Consider the following 18,281-nt stretch of genomic DNA (forward strand, 5'->3'; position numbering starts at 1 on the left):
GTGTCGTCGCTGTCTCTGCGCGCGCCTCGCGAGAGTCCCCAGCGGGAGTGGCGCACCACCACACCACCCGGGGCACTTGTGCCCGGCTGGTGCTTCGGCGGAACATTCACCCTTTTGCAAGCTTGTATTCAGCTGCTTTCCGGTCATAGTGTCCCCTTGTCGTGAATAGTAATCCTGGGGTGTAACGCAAAGTACACGACGTCTCTGTCGAGCTTCCCGAGCGTCCCCCTGAGATCGCGCTGGTGTGCTTTCTGAATTGAGAAAGCGCTTTCAGAACGCCCGTAGTTCGCTTGTGTTCATTTCGGAGCATGGGAGACGGATATGACATCGATCGGTGACCTGCCGAGAGTGCCGAGCCCGGTGGCCGATGCGGCGCCGAGGCCGGACCTGGGTGAACACCGTCCCAGGGCGACGCTGGCGACGCGGTTCCCCGCCAGCGTCGACGAGGTCCGGGAAGCCGTACGCGCCGCCCGAGCCGAAAAGATCCCGCTGTATCCCCTGAGTACCGGGCGCAACTGGGGGATGGGCTCCCGGTCTCCGGTGGTCGACGGCTGCGCCGTGCTCGACCTGAGCCGGATGAACACCATCCGCACACTCGACCTCGACGAGGGCTACGCCGTGGTCGAACCCGGCGTCACGCAGCGGCAGCTCGCCGAGCGGCTGGAGGGCACGCCCTGGATGCTGAACGTGACCGCGGGGTGCGCGGACGCCGGCGTCGTCGGCAACATCCTCGAACGCGGTGACGGCACGATCCGCGGGCGCACCGAGGATCTGCTGGGCCTGGAGGTGGTGCTGGGCACCGGTGAAGTCCTGACGACGGGAGGCCTCGACCGGTACGACCGGCGCGCGGGCCGCGTCGCGGGCCCCGACCTGACCCGGGTCTTCCAGCAGTCCAACCTCGGAGTCGTCACGGCCGCGGCGATCAGCCTGATTCCCCGGCCTGAGGCGATCACGCTCGTCCACGCGACCTTCGCCCGCGACGCGCTCGGCGCGGGGGCGGGCGCCTTGGTCCGGATCGGCAGGTCACGGGTACCGGAACACGGGATGCTCCGGCTCAAGGAACTCTTCGTCGTCCCGGACCGTGGTGCCGCCGCCGTCCCGCCCGCCGCCGACCAGGGCAGGGTGACGATTCAGGTGCCGCTGCTCGGTTCACGGGCCGCCGTAGAGGATGCGGAAAGCGCTATCCGGGCTGTCTTCCGGGACGCCGCCACGCCGGTGTCCGTGCGTGTGCTGGACACGGCGACGACCACGGAAGACGACCCCTTGTACGCGCGTGCCCAGTTCGCGCGTGGCGTACCGACCTGCGACGCGCTGCGGGCGGGCCTGCGTGTGCGAACCTGCGCGGAAGCGGACGAGGCGCCCGTGGGGTGGCTCATGTTCCTGCCGACGGTGCCGCTACGCCGCGAGAGCCTGGTCACCGCCGTCGAGCTGATGCGTGCCGAGTCCGAACGACACGGAACCGCGAGCATGCTCGAGTTCAACGTGATCTCCCAGCACTCCACCAACATGGTCGTGCAGGTTCCGTTCGTCCGGGAACCGGACGCCATCGAACGGGCCCACGCGCTGCGCTTCGCGGCAAGGGAAGCCTTCCTGCGCGCGGGTTTCCCGGTCTACCGGTCGAACATCGACCAGCAGGATTCGGAGCTGGCCGCTCGTTCGGCCGGCTACCGGGACGAGCCGCTCGGCGGCCTGAAACATCTCTTCGACCCGGACGGCATCATCGCTCCCGGGCGTTACCTGGCGGTGCCCCGATGAACGACCGGACGCGGACGTCGGACGTCGACGTCGTCATCCTCGGCGCGGGGATCAGCGGATCGCTGCTCGCGATGCTGCTGGGGCGGCAGGGCCTGCGGGTGGCGCTGGTCGAGGCGAAGCCCACCGTCGGCACGAAGGGTGCCGATTTCCTCAAGCCGCGCGGCCTGCGCATCCTCGCCGAGCACGGGCTGCTCGACGTACTGCGGTCCCAGGGCGCGTTGCAACGGGCCACGATCGACTTCCACCACGACGGCGCCCCCTTGCTGTCCTACGACTTCGCCGAGCACACCGGCCTGGGGTACTACCTCGTCGTCCCCTACGCCGAGACGGTCCGCGCGGTGCTCGGGGCATGCGCCGAGTTGTCCACTGTGGATATACGCTTCGACACCTCCCTGGTGGACATCCACACCGAGGGCTCGACGGTGACCGAGGTCGGGCTTTCCGACGGCACCCGGCTGAAGGCGCGGGCGTTCGTCGACTCCAGCGGCTCGGGTACGCCGCTGCGCGACCTGATCGAACCGGACCGCCGGGTGATCAGCTACGACCACGGTTTGTGGATGACCACGATCCCCGGCACGCGGACCCGCGGTCAGCTCTACTTCAGCTCCGACCGCTGGCTCGCCTACTTCTACTCCGTGACGGCGGACTCGGCCCGGGTCTTCGTCGGGGTGCCCAGCGAACTCGAAGAGGCGGTGTTCCTCCGGCAGTCCCTTGACCTGGCAACGAAACTGGCTTCCTTCGTCACGGACGAAGACGGTATCGCAGCGCTCGACGCCAGCGCCTTCGAGCGCGCGCCGGTGTCGGCCTTCACCAGCGGTCCGTATCACCGCGGCAACGCGGTGCTGCTCGGCGGCAGCACGTTCGGCTGCCACCCGATGACCGGGCAAGGGATGAGCTACACTATGGAGGACGCGACGGTCCTGGCCGCGGTCCTCACCGAAGCACGCGACGCGCACGAACTGGACCGGCTGCTCGAACAACGCTACGAACCCCGGCGCGCCGTCCACATGCGACTGGTCGAATACGGCGACAACCTGGCCCGCCGCTATCACGACAGGGACGCCTACCTGGGCGTCCACGACGTGGTTTTGCACGGCGGGGACGTGTGATGGCGACGCGCACGGCCGCGTTGTTGAGCGCGACGTTCATGCTGTTCCTCGATGTTTCGATCGTCAACGTCGCTTCTCCCGCCATCCGGCAGGATCTCGGCGCGTCCACCGGAGCCGTGGAACTGGTGGCGTCCGTTTACACTCTGGCCTTCGCGTGCACGCTGATCACGGCCGGGCGGCTGGGGGATCGGTACGGCTATCGCCGTCTGTACCTGATCGGCATGGCGGTCTTCACGCTGGCCTCGGTGTTCTGCGCGGTGTCGTTCAGCATCGAGTGGCTCATCGGTTCCCGGGCGCTCCAAGGCTTCGGCGCCGGGGTGATGGCTCCCCAGGTTCTCTCGATCATCCAGCGGACATTCCCGCCCGAGCAGCGAGGACGTCTCTTCGCTGCTTACGGCTCGGCGATCGGTCTCGCGACCGTTACCGGGCCGGTGCTCGGCGGCCTGCTCGTCCAGCTGCGCGTTCCCGGACTCGACTGGAGACTGGTCTTCGCGATCAACCTGCCGGTCGGGATCGCGGCGTTGTGGGGCCTCCGGCTGCTGCCCGAGTCGCCACCGGGGGAGCGGACAGCGCTGGATCTCGCGGGTGCGGCGTTGTCCGTGATCACACTGGGCCTGCTCGTCTACCCTCTCGCCGTCGGCCACTCGGCGGACTGGCCCTTGTGGACGGTCGTGATGCTCTGCGCCGCTCCAGTGGCGCTCGCGGTCTTGGTCGCACACCAGCTCTCCAGGGAGCGCCACGGCCGGTGGCCCTTGCTGAAGCTGGTCTTGGTGCGCGATCCCGGATTCCGGGCCGGACTGGTCGCCGTGGCGGCCTTCTTCGCCGGCGTGCCACCGTTCTTCTTTTTTCTTTCGGTGTATCTGCAGACGGGCTTCGGGCATTCCGCGCTGGCCGCCGGTCTGACGCAACTCCCGTTCGCGGTGGCCACCGGGGCCGCGTCGCGATGGTCGGCGCCCATCACGTCCTGGCTGGGACGCGGTGTCCTGGTGAAAGCGACCGGGGCGCTGGCGCTGTCGATGCTCGCGCTCGCGGCGATTGTGGACATGCGAGGTGCCGACGTGCAGCCATGGGAGCTGGCCGTGCCCATGGCTGTGGGTGGTGCGTGCTTCGGCGTGTTCACCACGACGGCGTTCGCGCAAGCTCTGTCCCGCGTACCACCGGACGCGACCGGATCCGCGTCGGGGCTGCTCACCACCGTGCAGCAGGCCGCCGGTTCGCTCGGCCTCACCGTCGGTGGCGTCGTGTTCTACCTGGCTTCTCCCACGGCCGCGCTCGCGGGTGAAGCCACGGTCGTCCGCGATAGGCATGTCACCGGATTCACCGATCTGCTGCTCTACGAGGCGGTGGTGTTCGCACTGGCCTGCGTGGCCAGTCTGCTGCTCGACCGCAAGGCCGCGCTGCCACAGCCGGTGGGCTGACAGTCCACAGTGGAGCAATGCGGCGGGCCCGCCGGTGGTGACCGGCGGGCCCGCTGTGTCCGGGTGTCATGGAGTCGGCAGTGGCAGGCCGGGGACGCTCTGGTCCGGCGGGACGACGCCGTCGACCAGATAATCGTCGACGATCTTGTCCACGGCCTTGTTCCCGCCGAGCGCGTAGATGCCGTGGTCGCCTTCACCGGTGACGGTGAGCATCCGGGAGTTCTGGAAGGCGGCGTGGGCTTTCCTCGCGCCTTCGATCGGCGTGGCCGGATCGTGTTCGGACTGGACGATCAGTACCGGTGGAACACCCTTGCCGTTCATCGTCGGCAGCGGCCGGGGCTGGTTCTTCCAGAAGGCACAGATCTGGGCCGGCATCCAGACCGCGTTGTACAGCGTCACGCCGCGGTCGATGTACTCCTGCGACTGACGGATCAGCGACTGGCGGTTGCCCCGCCACGTGCCCTCGCCGCACAGGGTGGTGATCAGCGTGGCCGCCATGGCGTCGGAGGAATCGGCCGTGAGACCGGGCAATGGACCGGGTTTGCCGGACTCCGCCAACGTGGTCTTGAGCGCCGCACGGGCAGCGTCCTTGGCCTGCGCCGAAGTACGGGCGTCGGTCAGTGTCTTGACCTGCACCAGGATGCCGGCCATCGCGGGAAACTGGCTCTTGGATTTGAGCGCGCCGATGAGGTAACCGTCCAGCGCGGTCGCGCCGATCTTCGTGCCGTTCACCTCGACCGGCTCGCGAGTCAGTGCGTACCGGACGTTCTCGTAGGTCTGGCGCGCCGCTTCACCGCTGGTACCGAAGTGGTACTTGGCGTCGTAGCGGCCCAGCCAGGGCAGGAAGTCCTGCCGCCAGCGACGTTCGTAGGCGACCGGTTGCCATCCGAACGAACTCTGCCAGGTGCCGGTGAACTCGGTCGACGAGTCCAGCACGAACCGGCCGGTGCGATGCGGGAACTGCTGGGCGTAGTGCGCTCCGAGCCAGGTCCCGGCGGAGTACCCGATCCAGTTGATCTTCTCCCGGCCGATCAGTGCCCGCAGCAGATCCAGGTCCCGGACGTTCTGGAAGGTCGTGATCAGCGGGCCCAGTTCGCCGGCGGCCCGGCGGCAGGCGTTCGCGGTGTACTCGACGGCGTCCACGATCAGGTCGAGATTGCGCGGATCGCGATCGCGCGGGTCCAGTTCGCTGCCGGTGCCGGACGCGCCGCCGCAGGTGACGTTCGTGCTCCGGCCGGTGCCGCGCGTGTCGATGCCGATGATCTCCTGGTGTTCCCGAAGTCTTTTCTGCTCGCGGAACGCGGCCGGCAACCAACGGCCGGGCCCGCCGGGGCCGCCCGGGTTGGTGAACACCGACGCCGTGGTCGCACCGGTGGACTTGAGCCTGCTGACCGCGATGGTCAGGTCCTGCCGCTCGTTCGGGCGTTCCCAGTCGCGGGGCGTGCGGTACGTGGCGCATTCGAGTCCCGCGATGTCGGTGCCGGGCGGAAGATCCACCAGTTCGTCCTTGACGCAGGCGTGCCAGTCCAATGTCTGCCCGGAATAGCGGGCCGGGATGTTCGTGGTGGCCGGGCTTGGCGCGGCGGGATCCGCCGGCGCCGGTGTCACACCGGCGAGCAGTCCGCCCACCGCCGCCGGAATCACCACGGCGAGACGCAGTCTCATGTATTTCCCCCTTCTTCGAACCTTGTTTCGCCGAAGACCTCGAAACTGCGCCCACGCTAGGATGCCGCGCTCAAGGGGTACATCAACCGCAGGTAGCGGTCGCGCTCCTACTGCGGGATGACCGCGACAAAACGCCGCCCGATCGCATGCGGGCTCAGGAATCGACGGGGTCGCCGACGATCCCGCTGGTGGCCACGCGCACCGCACGAGCCATGCTCTGGAACGGATCCGGGATCCCGGTCAGATCTTCGCCCGACAGCACGGCGGGGCCGAGGGACTCGTTGAGCACCCGCATGGCTCCGCCCGCGGCCGCGGCGTGCGTCCGGACCTCGACATCGTCGGCGGGACGCCCCAACCGGTCCGCGATGACCGCGGCCAGTTCCTTCTCCACGTGATCGCACGTCATCAGCCAGGCCGACCGCAGCGCTGGCTCGGTGTCCCCCAGAACCACCATCCGGACCCCGGCCAGATCGTCGGCCGTCTCCTCCGGCGTCCGGCGTATCTCAGCCCGTGTCGCGGCGAGGTGGTCCTCAATGGACAGTTCGCGTGGCCACCGGCGCAGTGCCGCCACGAACCATTCGGCGCTTTTCGCCACGATCGGCTCGGCGCAGCTCTCCTTGGTGCGGAAATGCCGCCAGAGGGTGCGCACCGACAGGCCCACCGACGCGGCGATCTGCTCGCCACTGGTCCCGGCAACCCCCTGTGCCCAGAACAGTCGTGCCGCCTCCCGCGAGATCTCCAGGCGAATCCGGCTGCGACGCAGCTCGCTCATCGCGCCCGGCTTGCGGGTGCTCGGCGTCACGACGTTCCTCCACTCTGTCTTCAAACGACATTATGTCACTTAGTGACAGAGTGGGCAAACTCGCTGCCCGCCGACGGTCAGGAGTCGGTGACCTTTTCGCAGGTCACCGGCGCACCGGCGGCGGGCGCGGTGGATTTCGCGAGTTCCTTGGTTCCGTCGAGCAGGATGCGGCAGGTCAGCGTGAGGTCCTTGGCGGGCATGGCGGTCACCGCGGCCTTCTGTCCGGCGCTGATCACCACCTCCTGCTTCCACGGGACGCCGACCGGGCCGGGCACCGGGTGCTGGACCACCTTGTTCTCGTAGCGGTCGGGCGAGAGCGCGTAACTGGCCTCGGACAAGGTCCCGTCCGCGTTCGCACTGACCTCGTAGGTGATCGCCCAGGACTTGCCGATGGGATTCGAACACGCCGAGACGGCCATGAGCCCGCCGACGGCGAGAACGCCGCACAGCACGGTCTTCGTTTTCACAGATTCCACTCCTGGTCCGGTGATCGTGGATCTCATCTTCCGGCCCGGCCGCGTCGGCGGCAAATTGGTCAGCCGCCGATGACCTGGCGAATCCAGGTCAGCTGCTGGGAAACGTCGCCCGCGCCCGCGGTGCTGTCCCGGTCGGAGTCGTCGACGACGCCGACAATCGTGTTCTCGCCGAGGGTTCCGGTGGTCATGACCGGTCCGCCGGAATCGCCGCCCGCCGGGAGCCCGGAAATCCTGGCCGCACAGAAATCGGTTCCGCCGGGAACGGTGAAACGCCCGCATCGCGCATCGTCGGAGGCGAGCACCCGCAGATCCGCCTGCTTCAGCACATCCGACTGGCAGGATGTTTCGTCACCCTGACAGGTGGCGCCCCAGCCGTATTGCCGGACGACCTGCCCGGGACGCACCGCTTCGGAGCCGGGCAGAGTCGCCGGTGTGACGTTCATCGGCGGCACCTTGATCAGCATCATGTCGGCGACCGGTGCCCCTTGCCTGCTGCCGTTCACCGGGCGAACCGGTGTGCCCTTCCGCTGGTCGAGGTCGCCCACGCGGAATTCGATGCGGGAATCCGCGATGGATTCGGCGTGGTCGAAGAAACAATGGGACGCGCTGAGTACCCATTCCCGGGTGATCGCTGTCGCCGTGCATTGTGGATGGCCGTCGAGCAGCATCCGCACCGCCCATGGGCCATGCGTGCTGACGGATCCGCCGATCACGGCGGACGCCGCGGGAGCCGGGACGATCGCTGCCAGCGCCAGCAACGGCAGCAGTACGGTCAGGCGGCGAATTCGACGTTTCATGGATGTCCTTTCCTCGCTTGCCCGGTTGCGCACCGGATATTGTCTCTATGTCCACTGAGGAGTACGCGTTCTTGATGCGTGTCAGGAGGACGTCCTAGGCTGGCCGAAGGTTCGGCCGCCTGCCTGATTTTCCCGAAGGGATACCCGGAAATCCCCGATTGTGAACATGACCAAGGAAGTGGGGACTCGCCGGTGATTGACGAATTCGCCTGGCTCGACGCGACGGCCCAGGCCGATTTGGTCCGGCGCGGCGAGGTCACGCCGCGGGAGCTGCTCGACGCCGCGATCGCGCGGATCGAAAGGCTCGACGGCGAACTCAACGCCGTGGTCAGCACGCGGTTCGAGCAGGCGCGGCGCGAGGTGGCGGCGGACGGGCCGTTCCGCGGGGTCCCCATGCTGCTGAAGGACTTCCTCTGCCACACCGCGGGCGATCCGGTGCACGGCGGCATGCGGGTACTGCGGGAGCGCGACTGGCGGGCACCGGCGGACTCGCACCTGGCGACAAGGCTGCGGGCCGCGGGTTTCGTGTTCTGCGGCCGGACGAACACGCCCGAGCTGGCGACGAGCATCACCACCGAACCGCTGGCCAGCGGCGCGACCCGGAACCCGTGGGATCCCACCCGATCGCCCGGCGGCTCCAGCGGCGGGTCGGCCGTCGCGGTGGCCACGGGCATGGTCCCGGTCGCCCACGGCAACGACATGGCGGGTTCGATCCGGATCCCCGCGAGCGCTTGCGGGCTGGTCGGCCTGAAACCGAGCCGCGCGCGAACCAGCCTGGGGCCCCAGTTCGGCGAGTACTGGGGCCAGGTCACCCACGAGCACGTCCTGACTCGCTCGGTCCGGGACACGGCGGCCGTGCTCGACGCCATCGCGGGAGCGGCGCCAGGTGACCCGTACACCGCCCCGCCGCCCGTACGCCCCTATCGTGAGGAGGTCGGCGCGGACCCCGGACAGCTGCGTGTCGGCTTCCGGACCACCGCGCCGGGTACAGGGGAAGCCGCTCACGCGGACAGCGTGGCCGCGGTCGAGCACGCCGCTCACCTGCTCGAATCCCTCGGCCACCGGGTGGAACCCACCGCGGCCGCCGCACTGGACGCGCCCGGGATGTTCGACACCATGCCCGCGTTGCTGGCCGCCGTGGTCACCTGGGAACTCGACGCCTGGTCGCAGCGTCTCGGCGAGCAACTGCCGTCCTCGGTTCTGGAGCCGATGAACGCGATGCTCGCCGAAGCAGGCCGATCGGTCACCGCCACCCAATGGCTGGCCGGGATGACGGCTTCGCAGCAGTGGGCCCGCGGCGTGGCCGCGCTGTGGGACGGCGAACTGGACCTGCTGCTGACCCCGACCATGCCCGCGCCACCCGCCAAACTCGGGGAACTGGCTCCGGACGCCAAGCCGCCCGAAGAGCTGATCGCCGGCGTCGGGCAGACCGCCGCGTTCACCGCGCCGTTCAACATCACCGGACAGCCCGCGATTTCCCTGCCGCTGCGCTGGAACGCCGAGGGCCTGCCCACCGGCGTCCAGCTCGTCGCCGCCCAGAACCGCGAAGACGTGCTCATCCGCGTCGCCGCCCAGCTCGAACAAGCCGCACCGTGGGCTGAACGCCGTCCAGCGGTCCGCTGAACGTCCACTGTGGAGCATCGTGGGCATTGATCGATCCGGTAGCTGAATCCCAGCGAAACTGTGCGCTGGACGCGATGCCGGGCGCGGCCGAATACTCGAACCATGCAAGGAGCGCCGCACAGACCCGGGCAGGGGAACACGGACCTGAGCCTGCTGCTGCGACGGTTCGGCGTTCGTGCGCTGGCGCTGGCCCTCGTCGCGGGCCTCCTCGGCCTCACCACGCTGGCGATCTTCCTCGCGTTGGTCGGCTTCGGCCTGATTTTCGGCACTGCTCCCGCCAGGCCGTGAAGGACTCCTTACCGGCATTGAGCGCCGGTAAGGAGTCCTTCACGGACCTTCACGCGTGGACCTCCGGGGAACGGGGCACCACCGGCATTCCCGCGGCCTGCCACGCGGCGAAGCCGCCGCGTACGTCGCCGACGTCGGCGAGGCCGATGAGCGCCGACACCTGATGCGCGGCGAGGCTGGAGGTGTAGCCCTCGTTGCACAGCAGGATGATCCGGCGGCCGGTGTCACCGAAGCCGAGTTCCTTGAGCCGCCAGCGGCTGTGCACGTCGAGCCGCCATTCCAGGACGTGCCGGGAAACCGGCACCGCGCCGGGGATGTCCCCGAATCGCAGCCGGTATTCCAGCGGGCGCAGATCCACAAGGAGCGCGCCGCGGCGGATCTCCTCGCCTGCCTCCTCCGGTGAGTAGCGCGGCAGGTTCTCCCTGGCTTCGGCGAGACGGCGGGAGATCACGTCCTCGAACTCCGGTGCCGTCATCGCAGGCTCGCCGCGGTCGCTTCGAGATCGCCGGTGTCCGGTTCCGGCGAATCGCACGGGATTTCCCGCAGGTGGTGCGCGCCCGAGGGCAGCCAGCAGTAGAAGTTCATGGTGCGCAACGGTTTCGAGTAGGCGTGGACGCTGATCGCGGGTTCGGTCGCCACGTTGACCAGATTGTGCAGGTAGCGCGGGCCGAACGCGACGCTGTCGCCGGTCCGGTGGACGCGGGTGCGCAGTCTCCGCGCGGTGGGCTCGGCGTGGTCCTCCAGCAGGGCACCGCCCGCCACCGCGAACGCGCCGACGCTGCCGCCGTGGTCGTGCAGGAGGGTGTCCTGCCCCAGTTCCCAGCAGATCAGCCACACCTCGAACCGGGCGTCGTGGTGCAGCCGGACGAAGTAGCGTTCGGTGAGGTCGAAACGGACGTGCGGGGCCCAGATCGCGGGCCGGCCGGCCACGGCCGACACGATCCGGCGCAGGGCACGGGGACGGACCCGGGTGCCGTCGAAGTCGGCGGCCGAGGGCCGCAGGCCTGCCGGGAGCGCCGGGGCACGGGTGATGTTCGGTGTCTTCACGAGACAAGCTCCTCCGCTTGAACCCGCCGCGTGCCCGGCGCCGGCTGACGCCCTCGCCCGACCCACGTGCGGATGGTCTCGTCCCGAGCCGTTCCGCCGCTTCCCGGCTGACGCCGAAGTACTGCCGAACGGCCCGATGACCTGTGTGGAATTGTCAACGGCCCGATCCTAGGCCGCGCGCCGCGATCATGGAATCGGCCGAAAGCGCGTTCGGGTTCAGGCGTCGAGTTCCAGCGAGTCACCGAGGTCGGCGAAGATGAACACCCGGACCGCGTGCCCGGTGGCGGGATGCACCTGGGCGAGGTAGGCGTGCACCCGCTCGCCGACGATCTCCTCGACCGCGCCGATGAAGTCCGTCCGCGTCGCCTCGTGCAGTGCCTCGTGGTGCCGGAGCACCGCCTCCCGATAGCCCCGGTCGCCGAGCACGCTGTCGGCGACGGTCAGGCTGTCGATCGAGAGCACCACCAGGCTGACCGGGTCCTCCTGGCTCACCGAAACCTTGACGTTGCTCGGGCCCCGCCCGTAGAACGACCGCTCGAGCTGAGTGATCCGTTCCGCGACCGCGGCCCGCTGAGCGCGGGTGATCTGCACGCCGATCGGTCCCTTCCCCGTCTCCGTCCGTAACGCCTGGTCACCCTACTCGGACGCGCTGGGGAAAGGGCGGCTGTCCGGGCGCCCGCCCGTTACCGTGCCTTGCCCGGGCGACCGGCGTTGTGGCCGAAGCCCTCCGCCTCGAAACGAGGGGAGGGCTTCGGCGGGGATGCTTGGCTCAGTGGCCGTTGAAGGACGACAGGTAGGCGCCGGTCGGGGTTCCGAGCCCCGTCTCGGTGTCGAACCCGGATCCGACCTCGGGGGGCTGGTACTCGTCGGTCTTCTCGACCCATTGGGTGGCGAGGAAGTGGTGCAGCTCCGGTGTTTTCCCGCCGGCGGGGTTCGACCGGTAGAGCACCGCGGTGGCGGGATCCCCGCTGGGCAGCCGGTAGGCCGTGACGTCCCGGAACGCGGGGGTGCCCGCGCGCTGGTAGAGAGCGGGGTTGGCGAAGCCGAACCGCTTTCCGCCCCGCGCTTGCTGGGCGAGTGCCTGCACGCCGGCGAACAGCGGGGTGGAGAGGCTGGTTCCGCCGAAGGTGTGCTCGGTGTAGTGCCAGGTGCTGGGATCGCTGTCGGGTGAGCCGTTCAGCGGGGTGCCGCCGATGACCATGCCGGTCGCCGGGTCCGCGTCGAAGGCGACGTCCGGGCCGACCCGGCCGCGGTGTCCGTCCGGGGTGGCGGCGTAGCGGTCCGGGACGACGCCGTGCTGGTACCACGGTTGTGGTTGCCCGGTGGCCCGGCCACCGCCGGTGCCCCCTTCGCTGTGCATCTGTTCCCAGGACGTGCCGTCCTTGGACAGGTCGCTGACCGGGGTGCCCCAGCCGGTTTCCCAGATCCGCTTGCCGTCCTGGCCGATCGCCACCGACGTACCACCGACCGCGGTCACCCAGCTGCTGCCCGCGTAGCCGTTCATCATCCAGTCGCCGCCGGTGTCGTTCGGCCGGAAGCCACCGTCACCGGTGCAGAAGTAGAACCCGACGCCCTGCAGCGCGCCCTCCTGGTAGATCTGCTCGAAGGCCTGCCGCAACCCGGGCGGGGGGTCGTTGGCCAGCGACAGGGACACAATGCTCGCGTCGGTGTGGTCCAGCGCGTAACTGAGGCCGGCCAGCAGATTTCCGCCCTGCGCGGTGGATTCCCCGATCGAGACGATGTTCGCGTCCGGTGCGATGCCGTGCACCGCCTCGGCGTCGATGGTGGCCTCGATCATCGCGCCGTACCCGCCGTCGCCGGGCTTTTCCGGCGGCGACCCGTCCGGCGAGGGCACCCGGGTGAGCTGTCCCGGGCGGAGCCGTTGCGTGCCCACGCGGTCCGACCAGGTGTTGATGTCCTGTTCGAGGGTGTCCATCGACGAAGCCACCACGGCGACCGTCTGCCCGGCGCCGGTGACACCGCGGCTGTCGAGCCCGTAAGCGTGCCGCAGCTGTTGGGGTGTGTACCCGCACGGCGCCAACGGCGGAGTCGCGCCGTTCACCGGGGGCAACCCGGTCGCGGGCCGCTGGCCCCAGTACTGCGAACACTGCTGGGCCGCGGCACCGGCGTCCAGGTGCGGACGGCGTTCGGCGGACCGCCGCGGCGCGGCGGCTTGGCCGGCGTCCCGCACGAGGATCGGGACCTGACCGACGCCCAGCACCAGGGCGCCCAGTTCGGCCGGGACGCTCAGATCGGTGGGCGGCGCCAGGTAGTGGCCCTTTATCCCGCTCTCGGGCGGGAAGACGTAGTCGTGGAAGGTCACCGCGAAGGCGGCGTTCAGCTGGCCGAACGTGCCGGTCACCGTCAGGTGCCGCCAATCCGGCGCTGTCACGTTCAGCCCGGCCCCGGTCAGCCAGGCGCGGACGCGATCGACCTGCGCGTGGTCGAGCCGGTTGGCTTCCCGGATCTGCTCCCGGCCGAGGAACCGTCCGTAGCCGGGGCTGTGCGGATCGGACACCTCCTTCGCCCGGCGGGCCAGTGCCGCCGGATCCTTGACCGCGAGATAGACGGTCTCCGACACCGGAGTGTCCACAGGCACCGGGCCCTTGTCGACGATCCCCCACGTCATTTTGGTGCCGGCGAGCGGCACCCGATCCGGTGCCGCTCCCGCGGCCGCAGTTCCCGCGATGGTGAGTGTCATGGCAGAGACCACCACGACCGCCCACCGGAATCCGATCCGACGCACCGCTCCTCCTCACCACCCACCACTGAGACGGGAGGAACCGTACTTCCGGCCAAACCTCGTTTTCGTAAGACAGGAGCTAACAAATTCCTTATGTGCCCGACGGCGCCGGAATTCGAGACCATCCTCACCCAGCTTCGCGACGAGGCGGTGACGAGCGGTGGCCTACTTGGTCGTCCAGTCGGGATGTCCGGGCATCGGCGGAGTCTTCTTGTCGTACAGCCAGCTGGTCAGCAACGGCGTGAGGTCGCGGTGGGCCACCGTGTTGGCGATCGCGATGTAGTCCTGTGTGCCGGCGGACTTTCCCCGATAGGTCCGGAGGAAGGTCGTCTCGATCTTCGCGAAGGTCTGCTCTCCCACGGTCTCGCGCAGCGCGTACAGGGCGAGCGTGCCAGGCCCGTTGGTACCCATGGTGATGCTCGCGGCGTTGTCGAGACGGGCCGGTGGACCGTTCTGGTCGCGCAGGGTCTGATCGATCCCGTAGAGCCCCTTCATCGCCTCGTCCAGGCTCTTACGGCCTTGAGCGGCCTCATAGACGTTCTGGTAGTACTCGGCGTGGCCCTCGTTGAGCCACATATCGTCCCAGGACGCGGGAGACACGGCGTCGCCGAAATACTGGTGCGCCAGCTCATGCACCTCGGTCGCCGATTCGAGGTCGGCCGGAAGCGCCAGCCCGAGCACGGAGAACGTGGACTGGGTGGCCGTCTCCAGCGCCACCCCGTCATACATGCTCAGCACGCCGAGCACCCCGTACTTCTCGAACGGGAACGGGACGCCCAGCACCCGCTCCAGCCAGCGCACCTGATCCGGAGTCCGCCGAGCCGCCTCGGCGGCGTGGGCGAGCACGTTCTCCTTCGTGATTCCATACTGCTTGGTCATCTCCGCCGGGACCGGGAAAGTGCCCGTGGCGGACGGGATCTGGCTGACGATCGGCAGTCCGTGCGGCCCCTGCTGGGTGATCGTGGCGAACTTGCCGACCGCGACCTGCACCACATTGGTGGGAATCTCTTTCGCGGTGCGGTAGACGTAGGTGGTGCGGTCTCCCCGCGGCTGCGTGGCCCGCAGCGTTCCGCTGGCAACCACCTGCCGGTCCCGCGGCACCGTGACCCGGAAGGTGAAGGTGGCCTTGTCACCCGGGATGTCATTGCCGGGGAAGAACAGGTGTGCCCGGTCCGGCTGCCCCATCAGCGCGAACCCGTCCGGGGTCTCCACCCAGCTCTTGGTCGGGTAGTCCATGCCCGGGGGCAGATGCACGTACGCCGGGGCGGGATTCAGCGACCGGTCGGCGGAGTACGTGACCTTGACGGTGAAGGTGTCGCCACGGCGGACGCCGACCGGCGCGGAAACCACCAGTTTCTCGGTTTTCGGATCGACGGTGAACCTCGCGCCGACCCCGTCGACCGTGACCGCGGAGATCGTCTGACCCACGGAGTCGAGGCTGAACCGCGACAGGTCCTGGGTCGCGGACGCGGTGATGGTCACCGAGGACGCCATGACCGTCGACGCGGGAACGTAGTCGAAGCTGACGTCGTAATCCGACACCTGGTAGCCGCCATTGCCCAGAGTCGGGATCAATCGCTCTCCGGAAGTCTGTGCTCCCGGCGTACCGATCGTGGCCCCCGCGGCGCCAGGCATCGCCGCCGTGGCACACAGCGCCACCGAACACGCGAACGCGGCAACTCGTTTCACATCGAATTCCTTACCCTTGGCAGCAAAATTCACCGTACTGTGGAGGTAGCACGCTAACGAGTTGTGCGTCTGTGGCCTAAGTCCCTTTCCGGTTCGACGTTCGCTTGGTGAACGACGTCGCGGGCTCGATGGTAGAGATCCACCGCGTCGGCAACAACGCGTGATGTCCGAAAAGGTATAAAAAGTGGCGCCGCGGAATCGGTTCCAACGAGGTGCGTTCAGAAAGCGACGTCTGCACTTATGGGCAGGCCGAAACCGACCGGACGCGGCCGGCCTCGGACAGGCGGGCGGCTACCCCCAGTCCGAGCCGCCCGCCTGTCCGGTGTGGACGGTCGGAGTCAGGGGTGCTGGCGGGTCGCGACCCGGTGTGGCACACCGAGGTCGTGCCCGGAAGGGTCCGGCTCGGCGAGGATCGACGTGGTCTCCGGTGGCCGCGCCCGCACGACCCGGTCGTAGCTCCACGTGACGCCTTTGCCGAACGGCCGGTCGGCGTGCGTGGCGCGGCAGCTCTGCCCGCGTCCGTTGCGCTTGGCCGCGAGCAGGGCCGCGTCCGCCGCCAGCAGGAGCTTGTCCAGGCCGACGCCGGCGTCGCCCGCCGGCGGCCACGCGGTGAGCCCGATCGAGGCGGTCAGGCCGGTGAGGTCGGTCTGCCCGGCCCGGACGCTGGTGGTCGCGACGTTGGCCGCGTTGAGGGCGAGGTTCAGCCGCCTGGCCACCGCGAGCGCGTCGGTGATCCTGGTGCCGGGCAACAGGACGAGGAACTCGTCACCGCCGTACCGGGCTACGAGGTCCTGTTCCCGGGTGACCGCGCGCAGGATCCGGGCGACGTGCCGGAGCGCGTCGTCGCCGGCGAGGTGCCCGTGCACGTCGTTGATCCATTTGAACCAGTCCAGATCGGCGATGAGCAGCGACACCGGATAGCCGTGTGCCCGCGCCGTGGCCAGCGCGTTGGTCGCCCGCCTGTGCCAGCTGCCGCGATCGAGCAGCCCGGTCAGCCAGTCCATCGCCCCTTCGTCCAGCGGCTTGCCGCACGCGGTGCAGACGGGTTCGCCCGTCTGGAACTTCGGTGACCTGCGGATCGTGGCTGCCACGTGCTCCCTGGCGCGCGGGCTCCGCGGCTCCACGGGGCGCCGGAAACCTCGGCGGATCGCGGCGCGCCATCCGCGCGGGAGCCACATGGCCGGTCCCCCTCCCACTGGACAACACCGGAAACACACCTTGCTGAATGACCGACGGTAGCCATTCGGTGCCGATGCGGCTACGTGCGAGTTGCCCATCCGGGCGGGACGCACTGGGCGGATCGCACATCCGGTCAATCCGCCGAGAGGAGTACGAGGATTGCACGGTTGAAAGTTGAATTTGTCCGTTGTCCCGGCCAACGGGACAGGGCGTTTTGCCTTCCGTTTCCCCCGAAAGAGGGCCGATGGCCCATGGACGCGCCGTGTCGACGTGAGTACTATCCGGCGTCTCGCACGTGGTGAGAGGGGAAGGATCACCGGATGGCGAACTCCGTGGGGCGCGACGACTACGCGCTGACCCGAGTTCCTCCCGAGGCCCGGTACCCGTGGTTTTCGGTGGCGACCCAGCGGTTCGGGCAGCTGTCCGCGCTGAGCCAGTTCCTGCTCGGCGCGACACTGGGCTTCGGCCTGCCGTTCTGGCAGGCGTTCCTCGCCTTCACCCTGGGCGCGGTGCTGCTGGAGCTGATCGCGATCGCGGTCGGCGTCATCGGCCAGCGCGAGGGACTCTCGACGTCGGTGCTGGCCCGCTGGACCGGGTTCGGGCGCGGCGGCGCCGCGGTGGTCGGGCTGGCCATCGGGCTGTCCGCGACCGGCTGGTTCGGTGTCCAGTCCGGAATCGCGGGCAGCGGGCTCGCGCGGCTCGTCGGCGTGCTCCCGACCTGGGTGTGGTCGCTGATCTTCGGGCTGGTCGTCACCGTGATCGTGACCTACGGCTTCCGGTGGATGGCGTGGACGGCGTATGTCGCGGTGCCCGCGTTCCTCGTGCTCGCCGGAGTGTCCATTGTGGCCGAACTGAGCAGGCACGACCTCGGCGAACTGATCAACAGCCCGGCACCGGGCCCGCACCTGAGCCTGATCCAGGCCGTCACGCTGGTGGCGGGCCAGTTCATGGTGGGCGCGGTGATCACCCCGGACATGACCCGCTTCAACCGTTCGCCGGGCGACGTGGTCAAGCAGACCATCGTCGGCATCACCCTCGGCGAATGGGTGATCGGCTCGATCGGCGTGCTGCTGGCGCACGCGGTGCGCAGCAACGACGTCATCGCGATCGTCACCTCGTCCACCGGCTGGCTCGGCCTGCTGGTGATCGTCACCGCCGCGGTCAAGGTCAACGACTGGAACCTGTACGTCTCGTCGCTGGGGCTGGTCAACTTCGCCGAGACGGTGTTCGGCCGCAAACTGAACCGCGCCCACATGTCGCTGGTGGTGGGCGTGCTCGGCAGCCTGCTCGCGGCGGCCGGGATCCTCGGCAGCTACACGGGTTTCCTGACGCTGCTCGGCATCGTCTTCCCGCCGATCCCGGGGATCATGGTCGCGGAGTACTTCTTCGCCAGACGCTGGCGTGCCGCGCTCGCCGCCGCGGGCCCGGACCAGCTGCGTACCGGGGCACCGGCGTGGGTCCCGGCGACGCTGGTCTGCTGGGCCGCGGCGACGCTGGTCGGCAAGTTCGTCACGATCGGGCTGCCCAGCATCAACGCGCTGGTCACCGGGTTCGTGCTGTACCTGATCGCCGAGCGCGTCACCCGGCGGCGTCCGCAAGGGGAGCTGGCCGGGGCATGAGCGATGCTTGCGAGCGAATCATGGACATCATGCGCCAAAAGGGATTCGACACTGTCTCGCGGAGCGAGGCG

The 18,281-nt window shown here is 69.0% G+C and carries 16 protein-coding genes; 6 read left to right on the plus strand and 10 right to left on the minus strand.

Annotation, left to right across the window (positions count from 1 at the left end):
• The first annotated feature begins 321 nt into the window (after positions 1-321).
• The 3 genes from ACFWY9_RS02210 to ACFWY9_RS02220 are packed head-to-tail and all read left to right on the plus strand — an operon-like array spanning position 322 to position 4,282.
• Positions 322-1,755, plus strand: coding sequence for an FAD-binding oxidoreductase (locus ACFWY9_RS02210; protein ID WP_378337950.1), 1,434 nt, complete (start codon positions 322-324; stop codon positions 1,753-1,755).
• Positions 1,752-2,864: an FAD-dependent monooxygenase gene (locus ACFWY9_RS02215; RefSeq protein ID WP_378337951.1), complete on the plus strand. Its 1,113-nt coding sequence runs from the start codon at positions 1,752-1,754 to the stop codon at positions 2,862-2,864. The genes ACFWY9_RS02210 and ACFWY9_RS02215 overlap by 4 nt, the downstream gene beginning before the upstream one ends.
• Positions 2,864-4,282, plus strand: a complete 1,419-nt coding sequence (locus ACFWY9_RS02220) for an MFS transporter (protein WP_378337952.1) — start codon at positions 2,864-2,866, stop codon at positions 4,280-4,282. Before ACFWY9_RS02215 ends, ACFWY9_RS02220 begins: the two co-directional genes overlap by 1 nt.
• Positions 4,283-4,348: 66 nt before the next feature.
• Here the strand turns inward: ACFWY9_RS02220 and ACFWY9_RS02225 are convergent, their stop codons facing one another.
• From ACFWY9_RS02225 to ACFWY9_RS02240, 4 genes are all read right to left on the minus strand, one after another.
• Positions 4,349-5,947, minus strand: a complete 1,599-nt coding sequence (locus ACFWY9_RS02225) for an alpha/beta hydrolase (RefSeq protein WP_378337953.1) — start codon at positions 5,945-5,947, stop codon at positions 4,349-4,351.
• 154 nt (positions 5,948-6,101) lie between these two features.
• The gene (locus ACFWY9_RS02230; protein WP_378337954.1) at positions 6,102-6,749 is read right to left on the minus strand and encodes a TetR/AcrR family transcriptional regulator; all 648 of its coding nucleotides are present in this window, start codon (positions 6,747-6,749) and stop codon (positions 6,102-6,104) included.
• 77 nt (positions 6,750-6,826) lie between these two features.
• On the minus strand, positions 6,827-7,216 hold the full coding sequence (locus ACFWY9_RS02235; protein ID WP_378325628.1) for a hypothetical protein: 390 nt from the start codon (positions 7,214-7,216) through the stop codon (positions 6,827-6,829).
• Positions 7,217-7,284: 68 nt separating this feature from the next.
• Entirely contained in the window at positions 7,285-8,022 is a 738-nt protein-coding gene (locus ACFWY9_RS02240; protein ID WP_378337955.1) for a S1 family peptidase, read from the minus strand.
• Positions 8,023-8,214: 192 nt separating this feature from the next.
• On the opposite strand from ACFWY9_RS02240, the gene ACFWY9_RS02245 reads away from it, so the two are divergent.
• Positions 8,215-9,645, plus strand: a complete 1,431-nt coding sequence (locus tag ACFWY9_RS02245; protein WP_378337956.1) for an amidase — start codon at positions 8,215-8,217, stop codon at positions 9,643-9,645.
• A gap of 102 nt (positions 9,646-9,747) precedes the next feature.
• Positions 9,748-9,933 (plus strand): hypothetical protein, encoded by a 186-nt coding sequence (locus ACFWY9_RS02250; protein ID WP_378337957.1) that lies wholly within the window; start codon positions 9,748-9,750, stop codon positions 9,931-9,933.
• Positions 9,934-9,982: 49 nt separating this feature from the next.
• Here ACFWY9_RS02250 and ACFWY9_RS02255 read toward each other — a convergent pair whose 3' ends face one another.
• From ACFWY9_RS02255 to ACFWY9_RS02280, 6 genes are all read right to left on the minus strand, one after another.
• A complete protein-coding gene (locus tag ACFWY9_RS02255) occupies positions 9,983-10,408 on the minus strand; it encodes a rhodanese-like domain-containing protein (RefSeq protein ID WP_378337958.1) in 426 nt (141 codons plus the stop codon).
• The gene (locus ACFWY9_RS02260; protein WP_378337959.1) at positions 10,405-10,980 is read right to left on the minus strand and encodes a cysteine dioxygenase; all 576 of its coding nucleotides are present in this window, start codon (positions 10,978-10,980) and stop codon (positions 10,405-10,407) included. Before ACFWY9_RS02260 ends, ACFWY9_RS02255 begins: the two co-directional genes overlap by 4 nt.
• Positions 10,981-11,196: 216 nt before the next feature.
• Positions 11,197-11,571, minus strand: a complete 375-nt coding sequence (locus ACFWY9_RS02265; RefSeq protein ID WP_378325636.1) for a Na-translocating system protein MpsC family protein — start codon at positions 11,569-11,571, stop codon at positions 11,197-11,199.
• Positions 11,572-11,749: 178 nt separating this feature from the next.
• Positions 11,750-13,681 (minus strand): protease pro-enzyme activation domain-containing protein, encoded by a 1,932-nt coding sequence (locus tag ACFWY9_RS02270; RefSeq protein WP_378337960.1) that lies wholly within the window; start codon positions 13,679-13,681, stop codon positions 11,750-11,752.
• A gap of 207 nt (positions 13,682-13,888) precedes the next feature.
• Positions 13,889-15,412, minus strand: coding sequence for a M1 family metallopeptidase (locus ACFWY9_RS02275; protein ID WP_378337961.1), 1,524 nt, complete (start codon positions 15,410-15,412; stop codon positions 13,889-13,891).
• A gap of 338 nt (positions 15,413-15,750) precedes the next feature.
• Positions 15,751-16,503: a GGDEF domain-containing protein gene (locus tag ACFWY9_RS02280; RefSeq protein WP_378337962.1), complete on the minus strand. Its 753-nt coding sequence runs from the start codon at positions 16,501-16,503 to the stop codon at positions 15,751-15,753.
• A gap of 408 nt (positions 16,504-16,911) precedes the next feature.
• Between ACFWY9_RS02280 and ACFWY9_RS02285 the strand changes: the two genes are divergently transcribed.
• A complete protein-coding gene (locus tag ACFWY9_RS02285) occupies positions 16,912-18,210 on the plus strand; it encodes a purine-cytosine permease family protein (RefSeq protein WP_378337963.1) in 1,299 nt (432 codons plus the stop codon).
• Positions 18,211-18,281 lie beyond the last annotated feature (71 nt).

The sequence above is a fragment of the Amycolatopsis sp. NPDC059027 genome (assembly GCF_042739735.1).
Classification (GTDB): domain Bacteria; phylum Actinomycetota; class Actinomycetes; order Mycobacteriales; family Pseudonocardiaceae; genus Amycolatopsis.

Excerpts from the sequence above, each read along its gene's own strand:
- ACFWY9_RS02210 (WP_378337950.1), top strand. The coding sequence starts at position 322 with ATGACATCGATCGGTGACCTGCCGAGAGTGCCGAGCCCGGTGGCCGAT.
- ACFWY9_RS02215 (WP_378337951.1), top strand. The coding sequence starts at position 1,752 with ATGAACGACCGGACGCGGACGTCGGACGTCGACGTCGTCATCCTCGGC.
- ACFWY9_RS02220 (WP_378337952.1), top strand. The coding sequence starts at position 2,864 with ATGGCGACGCGCACGGCCGCGTTGTTGAGCGCGACGTTCATGCTGTTC.
- ACFWY9_RS02225 (WP_378337953.1), bottom strand. The coding sequence starts at position 5,947 with ATGAGACTGCGTCTCGCCGTGGTGATTCCGGCGGCGGTGGGCGGACTG.
- ACFWY9_RS02240 (WP_378337955.1), bottom strand. The coding sequence starts at position 8,022 with ATGAAACGTCGAATTCGCCGCCTGACCGTACTGCTGCCGTTGCTGGCG.
- ACFWY9_RS02250 (WP_378337957.1), top strand. The coding sequence starts at position 9,748 with ATGCAAGGAGCGCCGCACAGACCCGGGCAGGGGAACACGGACCTGAGC.
- ACFWY9_RS02255 (WP_378337958.1), bottom strand. The coding sequence starts at position 10,408 with ATGACGGCACCGGAGTTCGAGGACGTGATCTCCCGCCGTCTCGCCGAA.
- ACFWY9_RS02270 (WP_378337960.1), bottom strand. The coding sequence starts at position 13,681 with ATGACACTCACCATCGCGGGAACTGCGGCCGCGGGAGCGGCACCGGAT.
- ACFWY9_RS02285 (WP_378337963.1), top strand. The coding sequence starts at position 16,912 with ATGGCGAACTCCGTGGGGCGCGACGACTACGCGCTGACCCGAGTTCCT.